This is a genomic window from Kitasatospora sp. NPDC001547 (genome assembly GCF_042894165.1).
In the GTDB taxonomy this organism is placed as follows: domain Bacteria; phylum Actinomycetota; class Actinomycetes; order Streptomycetales; family Streptomycetaceae; genus Kitasatospora.
The window spans coordinates 534238-552600 of record NZ_JBIAVL010000003.1 but is presented as its reverse complement, the minus strand read 5'-3'; the positions used below and the strand labels follow the sequence as shown (position 1 = coordinate 552600).

Here is an 18363-nt window from a genome sequence, read left to right as displayed (position 1 = left end):
ACCACCCTTCACACCGCCCGCCAGGGACCCGCGCCCCGGAAATTCCCGCGCCCCCCCCCCCCCCCGCGGGGCCCACAGCGGCCCAGCCCCCCCCCCGCCCCCCCCCCCCCCGCCCCCCCCCCCCCCCCGCCCCCCCCCCCCCGCGGCCTGACCCACGGGTCCGGCACTCCTTACGCGGGGTATCGGCCCGTCGGAAGGACCCGCTCATGCGCCGCTCCCGCCTCCAGCTGTCCCTGGCCGTGACGGCTATGGTCGCCTCCGAGGTCGTGCAGGACGAACCGTACCTGTGGCCCTGCCGGTGCTCCGCGACCCGCAGGCCCAGCCGGAGGGCGCGAAGATCACCCGGCGGCCCTTCACAGCCGCGCTTCACCACCTCCGATGGCGAGCGCGAGCTTCCACATCCCGGTGGACGGATTGACCTCGTGCTCCTTCCCCCATTCGGCCAGTTGCTCCGCCCGCCTCGCAGCCAGCCGCCAGTGCGGCGCGTAGCGGTCGAACTTCATGCCGGTCTTGCCGTATCCGGCGGGGAACACTTCACCAAGGACCGGCATGAGCTCCTTGAAGGAGCGAGCCGGACGGCGATAGTCCTTGAAGTGCAGCAGGAGCCACACCTCGAAGCAGGGGTTCGAGAACGCTACCTCGATGTTCTTCCGCCGCGCTTCGACTGCCGTCCGCTCCAGGTCGGGAAAGTCGTCAACGTCGAGAACGCACCACGTCGCGTCGTATTCGCCGCCCGCCTGGTCACGCAGGAGCACCGCGTGGTCAACGACCTGGGAGGGCGACCTCGGGTGTTCGACGATCCTCAGGGAAACGGCTGAATTCCGAACGCTCGACTTCAGCCCCTGAAGGTAGTCGCGCTCGGTCACCTTCGCGCCACAGACCACCAGAAGCCTCTGCTTCGACTCCCGGTGCCCCGTCCGCCTGGTCAGTGACGTGTCAAAAGAGGGACGCTTGCGTCCGCTCGGCTTCTCCGCCCTTGCCATCATCGTCCCCCCGCGCCGCCACGGCGCTGGCAAAATTGTCGTCGATGTACGGCACACCGCCGTAGCTCCCGCTGAGGTACCGTCGCTCGCGGTTCTCCTCCTGGCGCGGCTTGAAGTCGGCGAGGGCGAACAGCTCCGTCTCGCCGTGCTCGGTCTTCTCCACGAACCAGACCTGATCCCGCCGCAGGACGTCCTCCCCGCCTGCCCGACCGAGCAGACTGGAGTCGTGCGAGGTGAAGATCAACTGGGCACCGTTCGGATTGGTCCCGGAATCCTGGAAAAGCCCGATCAAGCGTGCTGTGAGAATCGGGTGGAGGCTCGAATCGATTTCGTCCACCACGAAGGTACCGCCCCGACGGAGTGCCCCCATGATGAGAGGTGCCTGCCGCAGCAGGGCCTGAGTGCCCTCGGACTCCTCGGACACGTCCATCCTGACGATCCCGTCGCGCCCGCGATGTCCTATCCACGGGCGCATGACCTCACGCGGTCCGTGCTCTTCGAGTTCCGCGAGCCGCCATTGCGGAATGCGCGTGCCGTAGCGTTTCCGCAGCTCCTCCTCATCCAGCAGCACGCGATCTGTGCCGCATTCCGCGATCCCGAGGTCTGCGGCGCGCAGCAGACCGATGAACTCGGGATTCCGGTCCGGGTTCTCCAGGATTCGCGCCACACCGATGCCGCTCGCTCCCTGTGACCGTCGGCTGAACTGCAGGCTCCGGGCGAACCAGTCGTAAACAGGGCGGAAGTCGTCCTGCCGGGAGCGTGCCGCGAGGGACATGAAGAGGACGTTGGGCTCGGTGATGTTCTCGACCAGTTCCAGCTCCCGCCGGTGCTGCGAATCGCCGATCTCCAGTCCATCCACCGAACGTTCGAAGATCTTGCGCTTCCGGCCGTGGGGAAAGCTGTGCAGCCACTCGTCGACCACTCGGTCGTCGTCCACGCTGAACCCGTAGGTGTAGCGGACTCCGTCGATGAGTAGGTCCACCACGTACCAGGACGGTTCCTCTCGCGCCGCCCCTTCGAGACGGAAGGGCTGCCGGGCCACACCACCGTCCGGCTCCGCGTCCCGGTGCGAGTTGACGACCATCCTGCTCATGTACGCCAGGGCATCGATCACGTTCGACTTGCCGGCGGCATTGGCTCCGAAGATGCCCGCCACAGGGACCGCTTCCCAGTGCGTCCCCGGCGGCCTGTCCGCTTCATAGACCGGGTTGAGCTGGAGCGATTGCTCCTCTCTGATCGAGCGGTGGTTCGCGACCCTGAAGTTCAGCAACATCTGCGATCCCCCCTTCGCGGGCTGTCAGGCGTTTCTCTGCAAGTCAATCGCGCAAACCGGCCTTGGGCAAGCCTGAACAGGCTGCCACACGCCCGCGGCAGCCTGAAGATCGTGGACTTCCCGCACCGAGGCCGCGAGGCCGGCGCGAGAAGTCGGCCCGGCTGACTTCTCGCGCGGTCGGTGGGTGGCCCAGTCGGCGGGCCACAGAGCGGCGGCGAGCGCAGGAAGTCGGCGGGGTCGACTTCCCTGCGCGGGCGGTGGGGGAAGGGGGCTCAGCCGTGGGGGTTGGCCGGGGCGGGGAGGGCGAGTTCGCACCAGACGGTCTTGCCGATGTAGCCCTCGCCGCGCGGGTGGGCGCCCCAGGATGTGGCGAGGGCGGCGACGAGTTCGAGGCCCCGGCCGGACTCGTCGTCGGGGGTGGCGTCGCGCAGGGTCGGGAGGTCGGGGTTCGCGTCGGAGACCTCGATGCGGAGCAGGGAGACGGTGGGGAGGAGGACGCGCACGCCGATCATCCGATCGCGCGGGGAGCGGGCGTGACGGCAGGCGTTGGTGACGAGTTCGCTGAGGAGGATCAGGCCGGTCTCGGCGGCGTCGACGGGCACCTCCCACTCGAAGGCCTGCCGGATGAAGCGGATCCGGGCACGGCCGGCGCTGCGGGGGAGGCGGGGGAACATCCACTCGACGAGGTCGGCAGGCTGAGTGAGCATCAGGGAGTCCTTGGGGGTGTACGGACGGCTTCACTCGTGAGGGCTGAGTTCGGCCATTTCACCCTTCAAGGGTCGGCAGCCAGGCATAGCCTCAGGAGTAACCACGTAAGTACAGCCAGAGCTTTGACCGCCCAGCGACCAGGGCAGGAAGGGGTGCCGGGCCGTGAGCACGCCGAAGCAGAACCCGATGTCGTGGAGGTACTGCGGCGATCAGGTCAAGCGCTGGCGCACACTCGCGGGCGTGAGCCGGGAACAGCTGAGCCAGGCCGCCCACTACGACATCGAGAGCGTGCGCTCGATGGAGGCAGGAAGGCGCAAGCCGACGCTCCAACTGCTGCAGGCAGCAGACGAGTTGTGTGACGCGAAGGGGATGCTGCTGGGAGCGGCGACCTTCATGACGCCGGAGAAGTTTCCGTCCTACTTGCAGGGCTACACGGACGCCGAAGCCAGCGCCATCGCGATCCACACGTACGAAGCCCTGCTCATCCCGGGACTGCTCCAGACCGAGGAGTACGCCCGAGAGTTGATCAGCCATTCCCTGCCGCCCCTGGACGACGACACCGTCGAGGCGCGCGTGGCGGGCCGAATGCAACGCCAGGAGAAGCTGGCGAACTCCCCGAGGGTGCTATTCGGCTTCGTGATCTACGAAGTCGCACTGCGGGCAAAGGTCGGCAGCGCGGACCTCATGAAGAGGCAGCTCGCGCACATCATCGATTTGAGCAGTCGGCGGAACGTCGCGGTCCAGGTACTTCCCGCGAACCGTGCGGCCTACCCAGCCCTCACCGGCCCCATCACCCTACTGGAGACGGCCGACCGCGAGGAGCTGGCATACGTGGAAGGACATCGGACCGGCGTGCTGCATGCCGACCCGGACAGGGTGAACGTCCTCAAGCAGCGGCATGGCATGATCCGCATGCAGGCCCTCAGTGTTGAGGAGTCCGTAGAGTTCATCGGGAAAGTCTCGGAGGAGCTATGAGCGCCGAAGCCGACTGGTTTAAGTCCAGCTACAGCGACGACAATGGCGGCGCCTGCGTCGAAGTCGCCGTCTCCTGGAGCAAGTCCAGCTACAGCAATGACGACGGCGGCAACTGCGTCGAAGTGGCCTCCTGCCCCTCCACCGTCCACGTCCGGGACTCCAAGGACAAGGCTGGCCCGACCCTCGCCTTCTCCCCCGAGGCCTGGTCGTCCTTCGTCTCCTTCGCGGCCGAAGCTCAAGCCGCCGAGGCCGAGTGACCCCTAAGGGAATGGGTGGGCAACCACCTTCCAACCAGCCCCGTACACAGCACATATGACTTATCGTCACAGCTTCACCACGCCGCGTTCCGCCGTGTAGCGTGCGCACCAACGAAACAACCCCCGCCGGTGTTAGCAGCACCGAACGGGGGTCTGACCCTCACGATCGAACGGAACTCGATCCTGTGGCTGCCCACGACTCTACCCCCATGGCCTCTCCCGGGTACGGCAAGCAGTCCGCCCCGGAGCAACTCCCCCGCTCCGCGACCGACTTCGCCCACCTCCCGGCGCGCGAGGCGTACCTCGCCTCGCTCATCGACCACCTGCCCGACGGCGCCGCCATGGACGTCAAGACCCTCGCCGTCCTCCAACCCCACTACGGGCAGATGGCCTGCCGCACCGCCCTCAACAGGCTCTCCACCGCAGGCCACCTGCGTCGCGTCCGGGAGCGCATCAGCGCCAAGGACTGCCGCTGGGTGTTCCGCACCTACTTCTCCCGCACGCCCCGCTCGGACGCCTGGTGGACGCGGTTCACCATGACCGGCGAGACGTCAACGCCCACCACGCCCGATCCCCCGCAGGAGCGAACGCTCAACCGCACCTCCCCCGCCTCGGCCGCCTACGCCGCCCTCGCCGGCCTCGGCCTCGCGGACGCCCGCCTCGCCCTCTCCGCCGCCGACTGCGCCGCGCTCGAACCGCTGGCCGCCGAGTGGCTGGCCCGGGGCACCACGCCCGCCCTCTTCACCGCCGCGCTCACCGCGAACCTCCCGCCGGACATCCACAGCCCGGCGGCCTTCACCCGCCGCCGCCTGCTCGACAAGCTGCCCCCGGACCGCACGCCCCTGGACGGCCACCCCCGGCAGGCCCGCGTCCTCGAATGCACCGCCTGCCGCACCCCGTGCCGTCCGCACGCCCTCCTCGGCGGCCTCTGCCGCGCCTGCCACGGCGCCCCTCCACCCCCGCCGCCCCGCTCCGGCGGCCTCTCCCCCACCGCCGTCCGCGCCCACGCCGCCCGGATCCGGCAAGCCATGGCCACATCACCGTGATCATGAATATTCACAGGCGATGGCGTTAACCTATGCAAAATCCCAAGGTGAACCAGATAACAAACCTTGCATTCCAAGTCATCCGGTTTGCTCACATGCTGAGATCCGTGCGATAGTCAAGGCGTCGAACTTCGGCGGGCCCGACCTGGCACTGCCGACGCCCATCGCGCGGCACGCACCCCCTTGGCCGGCGCGATGACCTGCAGGGGCCCCCATCCGCCGGACCACGGCGAATCCGGGGGCCCCGCGTGTTCTCCCGGGCCGGGAGCCTCAGCCCCGCACCTTCAGCTCGAACCAGACGCCCTTGCCCCTCGGCAGCAGGTCCGCGCCCCAGCGGTCGGCGAGGTCGTCGACGATCCTCAGCCCCCGCCCCCGCTCGTTCACCGGGCTGGCCTCGGCGAGGATCATGCAGGGCAGCGCCCGGGAGGAGTCCCGGACCTCGATCCGCAGCCAGCCGGGCTTGCGGCTGACGTGCAGGCCGATGGTCCGTCCGGCCGCGTGCCGCACCGCGTTGGCCACCAGCTCGCCGGTCAGCAGCTCCCCGACCTCCAGGTGCTGGTGGAGATCCCAGGACTCCAGGACGCACAGCACCAGCCGACGGGCCACCGGCCCCGACTCCGTCCGGGACGGCAGCCGCACCTCGTTGGGCGCGGACGGGTCGCGGAGTCTGTCGGAGTACATCTCCTCCAGCTCCTCGGAGGAGAGCCGCTCCAGCGCCGAGAGCCCGCCCTGGAGGTGGATCCAGGACACCTCGGCCACCGCGCCGGCCCCGGAAACTGACGACTGATCTGTTTCGCCCCAACCCGCCATGCGGACCATCATTGCGGAACGCAAGCAGCCGCGTACGGACAATGAGCAAACGATCTCACCCGATCGGCATATGCCGCGAGCAAGAAGGGGCCACCCGGGCCGACTTCCGTCAAGCCCGGGTTGACCCCGGCTCCCCGCTCAGCCGCCGGCTACCAGTTGCTCCACGGCAGGTTCCAGCCGCTCAGCCCGTTCGCCGGGTCGAGCGTCTCCTTCCTCGACGAGTTCTTCACGGTCATCACGTCGCCGACCAGCGAACCGTCGTAGAACTTGCCCATCGAGGTGTCCGCACCGCCGCCCTCGACGTCCTTGAGGCCCACGCAGCCGTGGCTGACGTTGTCCTCGCCGAAGGTGCTGTTCCTGCTCCACCAGTTGCCGTGCACATAGGTGCCGGAGGTCGTCAGCCGCATCGAGTGCGGGACCTGGAGGTCGTACGGCGCACCGGTCATCCCCGGGAGGGTGCTGGACTGCATCCGCACCACGCCCTCCTTGGACATGATGACCATCGTCCCGTTCCAGGTGGGGTGTTCGGGCGCACCGGCGCTGATGTCGATGTCGCTCGGCACGCCGTCCCGTACGACCGTCATCTTGTGTGCGGCGACGTCAACCGTCGAGATCTGGGACCGCCCGATCGTGAAGGGCTCGTCCCGGTCCCCGCCGTACACCCCCGGGGCGATCTCGACGCTCTTGAGGCGGTAGTGCACGACCACCTTGGTGCCGGGCTTCCAGTACTGCTCCGGACGGAAGTCGATCCGGCGGTCGTCGAACCAGTGGCCCTTGACCACGGTGCCGTTGTCGGTCTCGAAGGTGATGCCCCTGGCGACCTCGTCCCGGTTCCTGACGTCCTTGCTGAAGTTCACCGAGACGATCATGCCGACGCCGTAGGTGGCGCCGTTGTCGACGTTGTCCGAGGCCTTGGCGAGCGCCGTCGGGGTCAGCGTGGTGAAGCTGCTGTCCGCCGTGGCCACCGCGCCGTCGGCGTCCGCGGCCATCGCGCTGACCTGGTAGGCGGTGCCCACCTCCAGCGGGGCCGCGGGCGCCCAGGAGGCGCCGTCCGCGGCGATGGCGCCGGGGACCTCCTTGCCGGTCCGGTCGTTCACCTTGACGGTGGTGAGCCTGCCGCCCGTCGCGCCGATCTTCAGCGCGTTCGGCGCCACGTCCACCGAGCCGGCCTTGGGCTCGATGCTCACGGCGGCGGTGGAGACCTTCGGCACCGTGCTGGTGGGCGCCGCCGCCGCGGGCTTGGCACTGGCCGCACCGGCCGCACCGGCCCCGAGGTCGGCCCTGGCCGCGCTGCCCGCACCCGATCCACTGCCCCCGTCACCCCCGCCGCAGGCGGCCGTCAGCGCCATCGCCCCGCCGACCAGACCGACGGCCACCACTCTGCGTATCGACCTCAACGTCGATTCCCTCCCTCAGAAAACCCGAGAAACTCCCCGTGGACCCGACGGACCCGACCGGACACACGCGCCCGGCCACCGGAAAGGTTGCGCCATTCGTGAGGCTCGTCGCCCCGGAAACCGCGGCGGTCCGACCCCAACGGGTGAGGTCGGACCGCACGACGGAGGACTCGCCGGCAGGCCCGGAGTACCCGGGCCTACCGCCGGGTAGGGCCTACCAGTTGGCCCACTCCAGGTTCCAGCCGCCCAGCCCGTTGGAGGGCGCGACGGTCTTCTCCTTGGTGTTCACGATCTTGATGGGATCGCCGATCATCGAGTCGTTGAAGAACTTGCCCGCGACCGAGCTGTCGCTGCCGCCCTTCACGTCCTGCATCGACACGCAGCCGTGGCTGGCGTTGGTCTTGCCGAACGGGTTGGCCCAGTAGTTGCCGTGCACGAAGGTGCCGGAGGTGGTCAGCCGCATCGCGTGCGGCACGTCCTGGATGTCGTACTCGCCGCCGAGACCGACGGTCTGCGAGTTCATCCGGGTGACCTTCTCCTTGGACATGACGACCATCGTCCCGCCCCAGGACGGCGTGGCGTCCGCGCCCAGGGTGACCGGCACGGTGGTGCTCTTGCCGCCGGTCTCGATGGTCATCTGGTGCGACTTGGCGTCCGCCGTGGAGATCATCGAGCGGCCGATGGTGAACGGCTCGTCCTTGTCCACGTCGCCGTAGATGCCCGGCGCGACCTCGACGTTCTTCAGCCGGTACTTGACGGTCACCTTGGTGTCCGGCGCCCAGTACTGCTCCGGACGGAAGTCCACCCGGCGGTCGCCGAACCAGTGGCCCTTGACCACGGTGCCGTTGCTGGTCTCGAAGGTGATGCCCTTGACGACGGCGTCCTTGTTCTTGACGTCCTTGTTGAAGTTCACCGAGACGATCATGCCGACGCCGTAGGTGGCGCCGTCGCTGATGTTGTCGTTGGTGGAGATCTTCTTCTCCGGCGTCAGCGTGGTGAACGAGGTGGTGGACGCGGCCACCAGACCCTCGCCGTCCTTGGCCTGCGCGTTCACCTTGTACGCCATGCCGACCGCGAGCGCCCCCGTGGGCTTCCAGGCAGCACCGTCCGGGGTGACCGCACCCTCGACCGGCTTGCCGTTCTTGTCGGTCACCTCGACCGTGGTGAGCTTGCCGTTGGAGACGGACACCTGGAGCCCGTTCGGCGCGACGTCCTGGGCGCCGTCCTTCGGCTCGACGGCGAGCACCGCGGCCGAGGGCTTCGGCGTGGCCGGCGCGCCCCCGTCCGCCGCCGCGGGCGCCGAGGCCGCGCTGCCGCCCGCCGAGTCGCCCGAACCGCTGCCCTTGTCGTCGTTGCAGGCCGCGGTGAGCAGCAGTACCCCGCCCATGACCAGCGCCATCGCACCCCGGCGCCCGTAGCGGTTGCTGGTGCGTATCGCGGTGCCGGCCGTCTTACCCGTCTTCACGGTTTCTCCCCTCCCGGTATTCACTCTCTTGACGCGTTGAGTGCCCCTGTGAGTTGCACCGGTCGCCGACTCTTTCGGCCCGGGCTGCGGACGCGCCGGAGCAGGATAACTAAGCCGTTCGAGTGAACCCCGGGAGGAGTCGGGTTGACGGCATGTGAAGCAGTCGTAAAGACGGACGGAACGGGCGGAATCGGGCCGAAGTGCCCTACGGTGCGGCGGGCCCGGACGGCGGACCGGACGCCCCGGCCGACGGCGCCCGGCGCAGCGCGCTGCCCGCCACCCACTGCTCCCACGGCACGTTCCAGCCGTTGAGCCCGTTCTGCGGCGGTACGAGGTCGCCGGACGAGGCCGTCACCTCCAGCACGTCCCCCGGGAGGGTGTGCTCGAACAGCCAGCCCGCCGGGGAGTCCTTGCTCGCCCCGCCCTTGGCGTCGGCCAGCCCGATGCAGCCGTGGCTGGTGTTGGCGGCGCCGAACACCTGCGGGTCCGCCCAGTAGTTGCCGTGCACGAAGGTGCCGGAGGCGGTGAGCCGCATCGCGTGCGGGACGTCCTTGATGTCGTACTCGTCGCCCATGCCGACGGTCTGCGAGTTCATCCGGGTCTCCCGGTACTTCTCCGACACCACCATCACCCCCCGGTAGGTGGAGTGGTCGGGGCTGCCGCCGGAGACCTTGAGCACCCGGACCACCCTGCCGCCCTGGCCGGCCCGGACCGTCAGGGTGTGGGCGTCCAGGTCGACGGTGGAGACCTGCGCCCGGCCGACGGTGAAGCGCAGGTCCCGGGTCTGGGTGCCGAACTCCCCCGGCGCGCCCTGCACGTCCTTGAGCCGCAGCGCCACCGTGACCCTGGTGCCGGCCGCCCAGTACCGCTGCGGACGGAAGTCCAGCCGCTGGCCGCCGAACCAGTGCGCGGCCACCGGCACCGGCGGGTCGGCGACGACCTGGACGGCCTTCTCCACCGCCGCCCGGTCGGCGATCGGACGGCTGAAGCGCAGCGACACCGGCATGCCGACGCCGACCGTGGAGCCGTCCTCCGGCGTGAAGAACGCCACGAAGGTGTGCTCCCGCGCCGCGGTCGTGAACGCCGAGTGCTGGGCCGCCTTCTGGCCCCGGTCGTCCTCGGCGACGGAGTCCAGGGTGAACGCGGTGCCGAGCGGCAGCGGGCCGTCCGGCGCCCAGCCGGCGCCGTCCGGGCCGATCGTGCCGGGCACCTCGGTGCCCTTGGCGTCGGCCAGCCGGACGGAGACCAGCCGCCCCTGGACGACGCCCACCCGGACCGCCCCCTCCGGCTTCACGTCCTGCGCCCCGTCGGCCGGCAGCACGCTGATCACCGCCCGGGAGGGCGCCGGCGGCGCCGTCCGCCCGTCGGCCGCGACCGCGTCCCCGTCCGGCACCGCCGGGGAGGGCCCCCCGCCGCACCCCGTGAGAACGGCCAGACAGCAGGCCACCGCCGCCGCGCCCCGCGCCCACACCCGTCCTCGGCGCCGCATCCCGGGGCCTCCCACTGTTCACGTCTCGACGCCTGGAACAACGAGGCGCGGCGACGCGGGGACACGCCGGCCGGCCCCGAATCCCACCCCCCGTCGACCGCCCGTCCGGGCACACTGCTTCCGGCCGACGCAATCCGGGAAAGAGAAGGTGAACGGACCCGGAACACCGCGCCCAGGGAGGCCATGGCGATGGCGTCGGACCAGGAGCTGACCCCCGGCAGCTGGCAACCCCTGGGCGCCCGCTACCGCACCGACCGGCTCGGCCGCCGCGGCACCAACTTCGCGCTCTGGGCGGGCGGCGCCGAGGCCGTCGAGCTGTGCCTGTTCGACGAGGACGGCCGGGAGAGCCGCCACCGCCTCACCGAGCAGGACTTCCAGGTCTGGCACGGCTTCCTCCCCGGCGTCCGCCCCGGCACCCGCTACGGCTTCCGGGTGCACGGCCGCTGGGACCCGTGGACCGGCGCCCGCTGGAACCCGGCCAAACTGCTGCTCGACCCGTACGCCCGCGCCGTGGACGGCTGTTACACCTCGCACGACGCCGCCTGCGCCGCCGTCCGCGACTGGCCCGAGGCGGACGTCGCCGACACCGTCCGGGACAACCGCGACTCCGCGCCGTACGTGCCCAGGTCCGTGGTCGTCCACGACGACGACGACTGGTACGACGACCACCGCCCGAAGACCCCCTGGCCCGAGACGGTGCTCTACGAGCTGCACGTGCGCGGCTTCACCATGCGCCACCCCGACGTCCCCCCGGAGCTGCGCGGCACCTACGCCGGCCTCGCCCACCCCGCCGCCGTCGCCCACCTCACCCGGCTCGGGGTGACGGCCGTCGAGCTGCTGCCGGTGCACCAGCACGCCAGCGAGGACCACCTGCAGGCCCGCGGACTGGTCAACTACTGGGGCTACAACACGATCGGCTACTTCGCCCCGCACGCCGGCTACTCCGCCTCCGGCTCCCGCGGCGGCCAGGTCGGCGAGTTCAAGCGGATGGTCCGCGCCCTGCACGCCGCCGGGATCGAGGTGATCCTGGACGTGGTGTTCAACCACACCGCCGAGGGCGGCGCCCTCGGCCCGGCGCTCTCGCTGCGCGGCATCGACAACGCCGCCTACTACCGCCTCCCGCCGAACCGCCCGCGCGGCTACGCCGACTACACCGGCTGCGGCAACACCCTGGACACCCGCCGTCCGCAGGTGATCCGGCTGATCACCGACTCGCTGCGCTACTGGGTCGCCGAGATGGGCGTGGACGGCTTCCGCTTCGACCTGGCCGCCGCCCTGGCCCGCGGCGGCCCGAACGGCGGGGACGCCGTCGACCCGGACCACCCCTTCCTCGCCGCCGTCGCCCAGGACCCGCTGCTCAGCCGGGTGAAGCTGATCGCCGAGCCCTGGGACGTCGGGCCGGGCGGCTACCAGGTCGGCGGCTTCCCCCCGCCGTGGGCCGAGTGGAACGACCGGTACCGCGACACCGTCCGGGACTTCTGGCGCGGCGCCCGCCCGGACGTGCGCGAACTCGGCTACCGCCTCTCCGGCTCCTCCGACCTCTACCAGCGGGCCGGCCGCCGCCCGTACGCCTCGGTCAACTACGTGACGGCGCACGACGGTTTCACCCTGCGCGACCTGGTCTCCTACGACCGCAAGCACAACGGGGCCAACGGCGAGGACAACCGGGACGGCACCGACGACAACCGCTCCTGGAACCACGGCGCCGAGGGCGAGACCACCGACCCGGCGGTCAACTCGCTGCGGCTGCGCCAGCTCCGCAACCTCACCGCCACCCTGCTGCTCTCCGCCGGCGTCCCGATGCTCACCGCCGGGGACGAGCTGGGCCGCACCCAGGGCGGCAACAACAACGCCTACTGCCAGGACAACGAGGTCGGCTGGCTGGACTGGTCGCTGCTGGAGCAGCCCTGCTGGCAGGAGCTGTGCGAACTCACCGCCCGGCTGGTCCGGTTGCGCCGGGCCCACCCGGTGCTGCGCCGGCGGGCGTTCTTCTCCGGCCGGGCCCGCACCCCCGGCGGGCAGCCCGACCTCGCCTGGTTCACCCCGCGGGGCCGGGAGATGACCGAGGACGACTGGTTCGCGCCGACCGCCTGCCTCGGCATGCTGCTCTCCGGCACCGCGATGTCCGAACGGGACGACGCCGGGCTGCCGTTGAGCGACGACGGCTTCCTGCTGCTGCTCAACGGGGGCCCGGAGCCGGTCGTGTTCAGCCTGCCCGGCGAGCCCTGGGCGGCGCCGTCGGCCGGCTGGGAGACGGTGGTCGACACCGCCGCCGCGGACTCCGGCGGGCCGTGCCCGCGCGGCGCCGTCGTCCTGGGCGGGCGCTCGCTGCGACTGCTGCGCGCGCCCGCCCCGGACGCCTAGACCGGGTCAGCCGCGGGCGCGCCCGAGCTCGACGTTCTCCAGCACACCGATCGCGTCCGGCACCAGCACCGCCGCCGAGTAGTAGGTGCTGACCAGGTAGGAGGCGATCGCCTTCTCGTCGATGCCCATGAACCGGACGTTCAGGCCCGGCTCCACCTCGTCCGGGATGCCGACCTGGGTGAGGCCGACCACGCCCTGGTTGTCCTCGCCGACCCGCATCGCGATGAACGCGGTGGTCTGCTGGTCGGACACCGGGATCTTGTTGCACGGGAAGATCGGCACCCCGCGCCAGGTCGGCCGCCGCTTGCCGAGGACGTCGACGGTGCCCGGGTAGAGGCCGGCCCGGTTGCACTCCCGCTCGAAGGCCGCGATCGCGCGCGGGTGGGCGAACAGGTAGTCGGTCTCGCGGCGCATGCTCAGCAGTTCGTCCAGGTCGTCCGGGGTGGGCGCCCCGGCCCGGGTCTGGATCCGCTGGTCGAAGTCGGCGTTGCCGAGCAGGCCGAACTCCGGGTTGTTGATGAGCTCGTGCTCCTGCCGCTCCCGCAGGGCCTCGATGGTCAGCCGCAGCTGCTCCTCGGTCTGGTTCATCGGCTTGTTGTAGAGGTCCGCGACCCGGGTGTGCACCTTGAGGACGGTCTGCGCCACGCTCAGCTCGTACTCGCGCGGCCTCAGCTCGTAGTCCACGAAGGCGCGGGGCAGCTCGTACTCGCCCTCGTGGCCGGCCGAGAGGTCGATCTCCGCCTCGCCGTGCTCGTTCTGCGCCTGCGCGGCGTCGGCGGCGAAGCCCAGCAGCTGCTCGCGCAGCGACTCGGAGCGGCCGATCAGCTCCTGGAGCACCGACCAGGACAGCGCCATCGCGACACCGGGGGTGCTCGCCCGCACGGTGTACGGCCAGCTGCCGCCGCCCTCGGTGATCGCCTCGTCGCCGAGGTGGTCGCCGTCCGCGAGCGAACCGAGCACGGTCTGCTCGCCGTACTTGCCGGTGCCGATCCGGTCCACCTTGCCGTGCGCGATCAGGAACACCTCGTCGATCGGCGCCCCCTCCCGCACCAGCTCCTCGCCCCGCGCGAAGTCCCGCTGCACGAACCGGCGGGCCAGCTCGGCCAGCACCTCCTCGTCCTCGAAACCGCGCAGCGCCGGCACCTCGGTCAGCGAGGGGGCGATCACGCTCACCGCGGAGCCGGTCTTCGCGAAGCTCACCCGGCCGCGCCCGGGGGCGTAGCTCAGCCGCCGGTTGACCCGGTAGGTGCCGGCGCTGACCTGCACCCACGGCAGCATCTTCAGCAGCCAGCGGGAGGTGATCTCCTGCATCTGGGGCTTCGACTTGGTCGTCGTGGCCAGGTTCCGCGCCGCGGTGGTGCTGAGGCTGAGCTGGGCCCGTACCTGCACGGTTGTGGAGCCCGGGCCGGGGGTCGGCTCGGTTTCGACCGTCATCTGAGCACTCCTGTCACTCTCGTAACACCGAACATCCGTCAGGAGATCTCATCGGTCGATCGGCGGGCGCTCGCAAGAGGCGCACGGCGCACTCCTCCCTGCACGAACGGCGGCGCACGCCCCGCATCTCACGCCCGCCCCGCCCGTTCGGGTGGCCGGTTCTCGCCGAGCGTCCCCGACAGGCGCGAAAAACCGGATGAGAAGTGACCGGCTCTCTGCCTACGCTCACCGAGATGGCCGAGAACAGACAAGACCCCGAGAACCCGCCCCAGGGAAGCCCCCGGACCGCCCCGACCGACGCGCTCGCACCGACCGACGGAGCCGACGGAGCCGGTCCGACCGGGCCCGGGCCGCGGCGCTCCGCGGTCCGCTCCCTGCTGCGCCTGTGGCCGTACGCCCGCGCCGTCCGCGGCCGGCTGGCCGTCTCGGTGACGACCGCCACGCTCGGCATGCTCAGCACCCTCGCCGTGCCGGTGGTCCTCGGCCTGATCGTGGACGGCCCGCTCGCCGAGCACGACCTGGCCGGCCTCTGGCCGCTGGTCGGCCTGCTGCTGCTCCTCGGCCTGGTCGAGGCCGCGCTGTTCTACACCCGCCGGGTGGTGCTGGCCCGCCCGCTGGCCGGGCTGGAGACGGCGATGCGCGGGGACCTCTTCGCCAAGCTCCAGCGGCTGCCGGTCTCCTTCCACGACCGCTGGGGCTCCGGCCAGCTGCTCTCCCGGGCCACCGCCGACATGTACACCATGCGGCTGTTCCTGGCCTTCCCGCTGGTCTTCCTGATCGTCAACTCGGTGATGTTCCTGGCCGGCACCGTGGTGATGTTCACCCAGGACTGGCGGCTCGCGCTGATCGCACTGACGCCGGCCGTCCCGCTGTTCGTGCTCACCCGGCGGTTCGAGTCCGGCTACTCCGGCGCCGCCCGGCTCGCCCAGGACCAGAACGGCGACATCGCCACCCTGGTCGAGGAGTCCGTCCTCGGCATCCGCATCCTCAAGGCCTTCGGCCGCCACCGCTCGATGGCCGAGCGCTTCCGCGCCCAGACCCAGCAGCTGCGCCGCACCGAGCTGCACAAGGCGCACCTGCTCGCCAACCTCTGGGCGGTGATCGTCGGCCTGCCGGAGATCGCGCTCGGCTGCGCCCTCGCCGTCGGCTCCTACCTGGTGGCCCACGACGAGCTGAGCGCCGGCACCCTGGTCGCCTTCCTGTCCACCGCGCTCGCGCTGCGCTGGCCGGTCGAGTCGCTCGGCTGGCTGCTCGCCTACGCCAACGAGGCGGCCACCGCCACCGACCGCTTCTTCGAGGTGCTGGACGAGCCGGACACCCCCGAGGCGGACACCCCCGCCGCCGGCGCCCCCGCCCCGGGCGCCGCCGCCGGGCCCGCCGCCCGGGACGGCATCCGCCTCACCGGCGTCCGCTTCCGCTACCCCGACGCCCCCGACGGCACCCCCGACCTGCTGGCCGGCATCGACCTGCACATCCGCAGCGGCGAGACGATGGCCCTGGTCGGCGCCACCGGGAGCGGCAAGACCACGCTCACCGCGCTGCTCCCCCGGCTGTACGAGGCCACCGGCGGCACCATCACGCTGGACGGCCGGGACATCCGCGAGCTCCCCCGGCAGCGGCTGCGCGAACTCGTCGCGGTCGCCTTCGAGGAACCCACCCTGTTCTCCGCCACCGTCCGGGAGAACGTCCTGATGGGCGCCCCGGGCGCCGGCGAGGAGCAGCTGCGCACCGCCCTCGCCACCGCCCAGGCCGGCTTCGTCGAGAAGCTCCCGCAGGGCCCGGACACCGAGGTCGGCGAGCAGGGCCTGAGCCTGTCCGGCGGCCAGCGCCAGCGCCTCGCGCTGGCCCGCGCGGTGGTCGGCGACCCGGCCTTCCTGGTGCTGGACGACCCGCTCTCCGCGCTGGACGTGCACACCGAGGCCCTGGTCGAGCGGGCGCTGCGCGAGGTCCTCGGCGCCACCACCGCCCTGGTGGTCGCCCACCGCCCCAGCACCGTGCTGCTCGCCGACCGGGTCGCGGTGCTGGCGGACGGCCGGATCACGGCCGTCGGCACCCACCAGGAGCTGCTGCGCGACTGCGCGCACTACCGAGAACTGATGTCGGGCGAGGCCACCCCGGTGCCCGACGGCCCCCTGCTGTCGAAAGGAGGGCACGCGTGACCACCACCGCCGAACCCGTGCAGGCCGGCCCCGCCGCGCCGATCGAGGAGGAGCTGCCCCCGCCGCCCGCCGACGAGGAGGACATCCCCGTCCCGCCGGGCGCGCCCCGGGCGCTGCTGCGCTCGCTGCTCGGCCCGCACCGGGGCCGGATCGCCATCGCCATGGTGGTGATCCTGGTCCAGCAGGCCGCGCTCCAGTCCGGCCCGCTGCTGGTCGCGGTGGCGATGGACCGCGGCATCCCGGCGCTGCGCGACCACGACGCCGGCCCGCTGATCGCGGTGGTCGCGGCGTACCTGTTCTGCGCGCTGCTCAGCCCGGTGCTGCAGTGGGTGTTCATCAAGATCAGCGCCCGGGTCAACCAGGACGTGGTGCTGGAGCTGCGCGGCCGGATCTTCCGGCACGCCCAGCGGCTCAGCCTGGACTTCCACGAGCGCTACACCTCGGGCCGGATCATCTCCCGCGCCACCAGTGACATCGACGCCCTGCGCGAGCTGCTCTCCGAGGGCCTGCAGGAGCTGCTGGCCGTCTTCCTGTCGGTCTGCTACATCTCGGTGCTGCTGGTGGTGCTGGACTGGCGCCTCGGCCTGGTCTCGCTGGCGTCCTTCCTGCCGCTGGCGCTGATCGCCCGGTCCTTCCGCCACCGTTCGCGCCGGGTCTACCGCCGCTCGCGCACCTCGGCCGCCTCGCTGATCGTCCGCTTCACCGAGACCATGAACGGCATCCGCCCGGTGCAGGCCTTCCGCCGCGAGGAGGCCAACGACGCCGCCTTCGCGGTGATCAACCGGCAGTCCGCCCACGCCACCGCGGACGGCTTCCTGGAGCTCGCCCGCTACGTCGGCCTCTCCCGCGTCACCGCCAACCTGTGGACCACCGGCGTGGTGCTGCTCGGCGGCTACCTGGTCGTCGACGACGCGCTGGAGCTGGGCGTGCTCACCGCCTTCGCGCTCTACCTGCGCCGGCTCTACGACCCGGTCGACCAGCTGGCGATGTTCCTGAACAGCTACCAGTCGGCCGCCGCCGCCCTGGAGAAGATCGCCGGCCTGCTCGCCCACGAGCCGACCGTCGCCGAGCCGGCCGAGCCGAAGCCCCTCCCGGGTGGGCGGACCACCGCCCGTGAGGTCTCCTTCGAGAAGACCCGCTTCGCCTACCGCACCGGCAAGGAGGTGCTGCCGGCCTTCGACCTGCTGATCCCGGCCGGGCAGACGGTCGCGGTGGTCGGCGCCACCGGCGCGGGCAAGTCGACGGTCGCCAAGCTGCTGGCCCGCTTCTACGACCCGACCGACGGCCGGATCCGGCTGGACGGCGTGGACCTGCGCGACCTGGCCACCCCCGAGCTGCGGCGCGGGGTGGTGATGGTGACCCAGGAGTCCTTCCTGTTCTCCGGCACCGTCGCCGAGAACATCGCGATCGGCCGTCCCGGCGCCACCCGCGAGGAGGTCGAGCAGGCCGCCCGCGACATCGGCGCGTACGAGTTCATCGCCGCCCTGCCGGACGGCTTCGACACCGACGTGCGCAAGCGCGGCGGCCGGATCTCGGCCGGCCAGCGCCAGCTGGTGGCCTTCGCCCGCGCCCTGCTGGCCGACCCGGCGGTGCTGATCCTGGACGAGGCGACCAGCTCCCTGGACGTCCCCGGGGAGCAGGCCGTGCAGCGGGCGATGCGCACCGTGCTGGCCGGCCGGACGGCCGTGATCATCGCCCACCGGCTCTCCACCGTGGAGATCGCCGACCGGGTCCTGGTCATGGACCAGGGCCGGATCGTGGAAGATGGCTCCCCACAGGAGCTGATCGACGGCTCCGGCCGTTTCGCCGCCCTCCACCGGGCCTGGCGGGACAGCCTGGTCTAGGCCCTCGGCCCCCTGAATGTGCCCGTCCGGGTGCGCCGTCACGCACCCGGCCGGGCCACCCCGCTTCCCGACCGGAGGTACGGCCGCGGCCGTGCGCCCGGTTCACGGCGGTGCCGCGTGGGCGGCCGCCGTCCGCCTCGGCGGGACGGCGGCCGTCCG

At 71.5% G+C, this 18363-nt stretch carries 14 protein-coding genes; 6 read left to right on the top strand and 8 right to left on the bottom strand.

Going from position 1 to position 18363, the window contains the following annotated elements:
• Window positions 1–353: 353 nt before the first annotated feature.
• The 3 genes from ACFY0X_RS08115 to ACFY0X_RS08105 form a co-directional block, all read right to left on the bottom strand.
• On the bottom strand, window positions 354–983 hold the full coding sequence (locus ACFY0X_RS08115) for an RloB family protein (RefSeq protein ID WP_387750462.1): 630 nt from the start codon (window positions 981–983) through the stop codon (window positions 354–356).
• The gene (locus ACFY0X_RS08110; RefSeq protein WP_387750459.1) at window positions 937–2256 is read right to left on the bottom strand and encodes an ATP/GTP-binding protein; all 1320 of its coding nucleotides are present in this window, start codon (window positions 2254–2256) and stop codon (window positions 937–939) included. Before ACFY0X_RS08110 ends, ACFY0X_RS08115 begins: the two co-directional genes overlap by 47 nt.
• A gap of 272 nt (window positions 2257–2528) precedes the next feature.
• Window positions 2529–2963 carry an ATP-binding protein gene (locus tag ACFY0X_RS08105; protein WP_387750456.1) on the bottom strand — a complete coding sequence of 145 codons (435 nt, stop codon included), beginning with the start codon at window positions 2961–2963 and terminating at the stop codon, window positions 2529–2531.
• Between the two features lie 163 nt (window positions 2964–3126).
• On the opposite strand from ACFY0X_RS08105, the gene ACFY0X_RS08100 reads away from it, so the two are divergent.
• The 3 genes from ACFY0X_RS08100 to ACFY0X_RS08090 all read left to right on the top strand — a co-directional run bounded on the left by ACFY0X_RS08100 (window position 3127) and on the right by ACFY0X_RS08090 (window position 5242).
• A complete protein-coding gene (locus ACFY0X_RS08100; protein WP_387750453.1) occupies window positions 3127–3939 on the top strand; it encodes a helix-turn-helix domain-containing protein in 813 nt (270 codons plus the stop codon).
• Window positions 3936–4196, top strand: a complete 261-nt coding sequence (locus tag ACFY0X_RS08095; RefSeq protein WP_387750451.1) for a DUF397 domain-containing protein — start codon at window positions 3936–3938, stop codon at window positions 4194–4196. The genes ACFY0X_RS08100 and ACFY0X_RS08095 overlap by 4 nt, the downstream gene beginning before the upstream one ends.
• 209 nt (window positions 4197–4405) lie before the next feature.
• Entirely contained in the window at window positions 4406–5242 is an 837-nt protein-coding gene (locus tag ACFY0X_RS08090) for a hypothetical protein (RefSeq protein ID WP_387750448.1), read from the top strand.
• 270 nt (window positions 5243–5512) lie between these two features.
• Here the strand turns inward: ACFY0X_RS08090 and ACFY0X_RS08085 are convergent, their stop codons facing one another.
• The 4 genes from ACFY0X_RS08085 to ACFY0X_RS08070 all read right to left on the bottom strand — a co-directional run bounded on the left by ACFY0X_RS08085 (window position 5513) and on the right by ACFY0X_RS08070 (window position 10307).
• Window positions 5513–5992, bottom strand: a complete 480-nt coding sequence (locus ACFY0X_RS08085; protein WP_387750445.1) for an ATP-binding protein — start codon at window positions 5990–5992, stop codon at window positions 5513–5515.
• Window positions 5993–6201: 209 nt separating this feature from the next.
• On the bottom strand, window positions 6202–7449 hold the full coding sequence (locus ACFY0X_RS08080) for an Ig-like domain-containing protein (protein ID WP_387750442.1): 1248 nt from the start codon (window positions 7447–7449) through the stop codon (window positions 6202–6204).
• A 214-nt stretch (window positions 7450–7663) separates the two neighbouring features.
• Window positions 7664–8914 carry an Ig-like domain-containing protein gene (locus ACFY0X_RS08075; protein WP_387750439.1) on the bottom strand — a complete coding sequence of 417 codons (1251 nt, stop codon included), beginning with the start codon at window positions 8912–8914 and terminating at the stop codon, window positions 7664–7666.
• 205 nt (window positions 8915–9119) lie between these two features.
• The gene (locus tag ACFY0X_RS08070; RefSeq protein WP_387750436.1) at window positions 9120–10307 is read right to left on the bottom strand and encodes an Ig-like domain-containing protein; all 1188 of its coding nucleotides are present in this window, start codon (window positions 10305–10307) and stop codon (window positions 9120–9122) included.
• Between the two features lie 279 nt (window positions 10308–10586).
• Between ACFY0X_RS08070 and glgX the strand changes: the two genes are divergently transcribed.
• On the top strand, window positions 10587–12767 hold the full coding sequence (gene glgX / locus ACFY0X_RS08065) for a glycogen debranching protein GlgX (protein ID WP_387750433.1): 2181 nt from the start codon (window positions 10587–10589) through the stop codon (window positions 12765–12767).
• A 6-nt stretch (window positions 12768–12773) separates the two neighbouring features.
• Here the strand turns inward: glgX and ACFY0X_RS08060 are convergent, their stop codons facing one another.
• Window positions 12774–14201, bottom strand: coding sequence for a family 2B encapsulin nanocompartment shell protein (locus tag ACFY0X_RS08060; RefSeq protein WP_387750430.1), 1428 nt, complete (start codon window positions 14199–14201; stop codon window positions 12774–12776).
• A gap of 233 nt (window positions 14202–14434) precedes the next feature.
• Between ACFY0X_RS08060 and ACFY0X_RS08055 the strand changes: the two genes are divergently transcribed.
• Window positions 14435–16360, top strand: coding sequence for an ABC transporter ATP-binding protein (locus tag ACFY0X_RS08055; protein WP_387750427.1), 1926 nt, complete (start codon window positions 14435–14437; stop codon window positions 16358–16360).
• A complete protein-coding gene (locus ACFY0X_RS08050) occupies window positions 16357–18204 on the top strand; it encodes an ABC transporter ATP-binding protein (RefSeq protein WP_387750424.1) in 1848 nt (615 codons plus the stop codon). Before ACFY0X_RS08055 ends, ACFY0X_RS08050 begins: the two co-directional genes overlap by 4 nt.
• Window positions 18205–18363: the final 159 nt, after the last annotated feature.

Bases quoted from the DNA above. Each gene is read 5' to 3' on its own strand.
- ACFY0X_RS08115 (WP_387750462.1), bottom strand. From the start codon at position 983: ATGGCAAGGGCGGAGAAGCCGAGCGGACGCAAGCGTCCCTCTTTTGAC.
- ACFY0X_RS08110 (WP_387750459.1), bottom strand. From the start codon at position 2,256: ATGTTGCTGAACTTCAGGGTCGCGAACCACCGCTCGATCAGAGAGGAG.
- ACFY0X_RS08105 (WP_387750456.1), bottom strand. From the start codon at position 2,963: ATGCTCACTCAGCCTGCCGACCTCGTCGAGTGGATGTTCCCCCGCCTC.
- ACFY0X_RS08095 (WP_387750451.1), top strand. From the start codon at position 3,936: ATGAGCGCCGAAGCCGACTGGTTTAAGTCCAGCTACAGCGACGACAAT.
- ACFY0X_RS08090 (WP_387750448.1), top strand. From the start codon at position 4,406: ATGGCCTCTCCCGGGTACGGCAAGCAGTCCGCCCCGGAGCAACTCCCC.
- glgX (WP_387750433.1), top strand. From the start codon at position 10,587: ATGGCGATGGCGTCGGACCAGGAGCTGACCCCCGGCAGCTGGCAACCC.
- ACFY0X_RS08060 (WP_387750430.1), bottom strand. From the start codon at position 14,201: ATGACGGTCGAAACCGAGCCGACCCCCGGCCCGGGCTCCACAACCGTG.
- ACFY0X_RS08055 (WP_387750427.1), top strand. From the start codon at position 14,435: ATGGCCGAGAACAGACAAGACCCCGAGAACCCGCCCCAGGGAAGCCCC.